This window comes from Terrabacter sp. P5_B1, from assembly GCF_056400505.1.
Window position 1 is genome coordinate 1 of record NZ_JBFULD010000411.1, and the last position, 3,170, is coordinate 3,170.

The 3,170-nt window shown below is 71.6% G+C and carries 4 protein-coding genes; 2 read left to right on the forward strand and 2 right to left on the reverse strand.

The genetic code is table 11. The annotated features are described in order from the left end of the window. The coding region (locus AC1DP0_RS20070) for a hypothetical protein (protein ID WP_478088010.1) at window positions 1–1,102 on the forward strand (1,102 nt) is incomplete at its 5' end. 38 nt (window positions 1,103–1,140) lie between these two features. Further along, a complete protein-coding gene (locus AC1DP0_RS20075) occupies window positions 1,141–2,073 on the forward strand; it encodes a carbohydrate kinase family protein (RefSeq protein WP_478088012.1) in 933 nt (310 codons plus the stop codon). Here the strand turns inward: AC1DP0_RS20075 and AC1DP0_RS20080 are convergent. Both AC1DP0_RS20080 and AC1DP0_RS20085 read right to left on the reverse strand, forming a co-directional pair. After that, a complete protein-coding gene (locus AC1DP0_RS20080) occupies window positions 2,050–2,478 on the reverse strand; it encodes a VOC family protein (RefSeq protein WP_478088014.1) in 429 nt (142 codons plus the stop codon). The two genes, AC1DP0_RS20075 and AC1DP0_RS20080, sit on opposite strands and share 24 nt — an antisense overlap. Before the next feature lie 84 nt (window positions 2,479–2,562). Then, window positions 2,563–3,170 (reverse strand): Fpg/Nei family DNA glycosylase (locus AC1DP0_RS20085; protein WP_478088016.1); only part of this gene is annotated, 608 nt, incomplete at its 5' end.

The following is a 3,170-nucleotide window of genomic DNA, read 5'->3' on the forward strand; positions in this document are numbered from 1 at the left end:
CACCGCAGCCACCGGCTCGAGCGGCACCACGGAGCACGCGGCCGCCGGCCACACGGCCTCGCCGACGACCCCGGCCCCACCGACGCCACTGCGAGGCGGCGAGACGATGCAGACCGTGACCGCACCGGTCTCCTACACGCCCAAGGCGCCGACGGTCGGCACCGACGACTACCACTGCTTCGTCCTCGACCCGAAGGTCGCCCGCGACGCCTTCGTCACGGGTTTCGACATCGCGCCCGGACAACCCGCCGAGGTGCATCACGTCATCCTCTTCCGCGTGCCTCCGTCGGCGGCCTCCGCGGCACGCGCCAGGGACGCCGAGAGCGGCGGCAACGGGTGGACCTGTTTCGGTGGCACCGGACTGGGCTCGCGCGGCGCGAGCCTCGACGACGCGCCGTGGGTGGGTGCCTGGGCGCCTGGCGGTCGCGAGAACGTCCTGCCTCCCGACGTCGGCATCCCGCTGCAACGCGGCTCGCTGCTCGTCATGCAGGTGCACTACAACCTCCGGCACGGGGTCACGCCCGACCGCACCTCCGTGAAGCTGCGCCTGTCGACGTCGGCCACGCTCAAGCCGCTCGAGACGATGCTCTATCCCGCACCGGTCGAGCTGCCCTGTCGCGCAGGCAAGTCCGGGCCGCTGTGCGACCGGTCTGCGGCCATCGCCGACGTCACCGCACGTTTCGGCGCCATGTCGGGACCGATCGTCAACGGCCTGCTCCTCGTCTGCGACGGCACGGTCATCCCGACCCCGGGCCCCACCCAGTCGTGCACGCGCCAGGTCGAGCAGCCCGCCACGATCCGCGCCGTGGCCGGTCACATGCACCTGCTCGGGTCGTCGCTGCGCATCGAGCTCAACCCCGGCACCCCCCGCGCCAAGACCCTCCTCGACATCAAGGTCTGGGACTTCGACAACCAGGGATCGGTCCCGGTCCCGGCCACGGCGATCCGGCCGGGCGACTCGATCAAGGTGAGCTGCACGCACGACCAGGCTTGGCGCGACAAGCTGCCCGACCTGCAGGGGCTGCCCGAGCGCTACGTCGTCTGGGGCGAGGGCACGACCGACGAGATGTGCCTCGGCCTGCTCAGCGTCACCCGTCCCTGACACGTCGGCGTCGCCCTTCGGGCGTGCAGAATGGGGCCGTGAAGACTGACGTCCTCGTCGTCGGCGGTGCCGGCGTCGACACCATCGTGCGTGTCGAGACCCTGCCCGTCCCCCTCGCCGACTCGCACGTCGTCCCGCCCATCGACACGTTCGTCGGCCACACGGGCAGCGGCGTCGCGCTCGGCTGTCACCGACTCGGCCTCGCGACGCGGTTCGTCGACGTCATCGGCGAGGACCACGAGGGTCGGATGCTGCTCGACCGTTTCGCAGCCGAGGGCCTGCACTTCGAGCACGTCGTCCACGAGAGCGGGACCCGACGAGCGGTCAACCTCGTCGACGCGGCCGGTCGACGGATGTCCTTCTACGACCCGCGCCACCCCTACGACCTGTCCCCCGACCCGGCACTCTGGCGGGGGCCGTTGGAGCACACCCATCACGTGCACGCCTCGATCATGCCGTGGACCGTGGGCGCGCTCGAGGACGCCGCGGCTGCCGGGGTGACGAGCTCGACCGACCTGCACGACTGGGACGGGCGCAACCCGCACCACCGGCCGTTCGCGTATGCCGCCGACCTCGTCTTCGTCTCCGGCTCACGTCTCGACGGCATCGAGAACGACGTCGTCGCCGACGTGCTCGATCGGGGTCGGGCCCGGCTCGTGGTCGTCATGGACGGCGCGCGGGGCAGCCGGGTCACGGTGCGCGACGGTGGCTCGTTCGCAGTGCCCGCCGTCGACATCGACGCGCGACCCGCCATCGACTCCAACGGAGCGGGCGACGCCTACGTCTCGGCGTTCCTGTACTCGTGGCTGGCGGGCGACGACGCGCGAGCGGCGGCGAGGAGCGGGACGGTCGCCGGGGCGTGGGCGTGCGGCACCGAGGGCACGCACTCGAGCCTCATCGACGCGGGCGAGCTGGCCCGTCAGCTGGGCGAGCACTTCGGTGACGGGTCACCCGGTCGGCGCATCCCCTGACTGCTGCCCGGAGATGTTGACGAGCCAGCCGATGCCGAAACGGTCGGTCAGCTGGCCGAACTCGTCACCCCACATCTGCTTCTCGAGCGGCATGCTGACGGTGCCGCCCTCGGAGAGCCCGTTCCAGTAGCGGCGCAGCTCGTCGCCGTCGTCGCCGCTGAGGCTGACCGTGATGGACGAGCCCGAGTCGTACGGCATCCCCTCCGGGGTGTCGGACGCCATGATCGTGTAGCCGCTCGGGGTCTCGAGCTGCGCGTGCATGACGTTGTCGGCGCTCGGGCCGGACTGGCCGAACTCGCCGAAGGTCGAGACGGTGAGCTCACCACCGAAGACCGACCGGTAGAACTCCATCGCTGCTCGGGCGTCGTCCTTGAAACTGATGTAGGGGTTGAGGCGGGATGCCATGGGTCGTGCTCCTCTCACAGAGTGCGGTACTGACCACGGTAGGACCGCGCGCCGACAGGCACTGCCCTTTTCAGGCCGTCCCCTTCAGTACGAGCGTCGGGAGCGCGCCGCACCACGGTTGGACCCCAGCGGCCCCTGGGGGCGACCGTCGTCGGTCGGGCCGAGGCCTCCCTGGCAGCCCGGGCAGTAGAACATCGTGCGCTCGCGCGTGGGCTCGCCGATCATGGCCACCCGCAGCGTCGTGCCGCACCGGCGACACGGACGCCCACTCCGGGCGTGGACGTAGTGCGCCTCGTCGAGGCGTTGGCTTCCCGTGCTCGACTGCACGGCGTGACGACGACCGTTGTCGATGAGGCGGTGGGCCCGGGCCACGATGCGCTCGACGGTCTCACGGCCGAGCTCGTCGGCGGGCGTCCAGGGCGGCACGCGCTCGAGGAAGAGCGTCTCGGCGCACCACATGGTGCCCACTCCGGCGAGGTTGCGCTGGTCGAGCAGGGCCTGGCCGATCGGGACGTGGCTGCCTGCGACGAGGTCGACGGCGCGGCGGAGGTCCCAGTCAGGGCCCAGGACGTCGGGGCCGAGGTGTCCCACGACGTCGGCCTCTCGTGCCGTCGGCACGAGCTCGAGCATGCCGAGGCGTAGCCCGAGGGCCGTCCAGTCCGGCGCCGCGACGAGGGCCCGCAGCTGCGGGT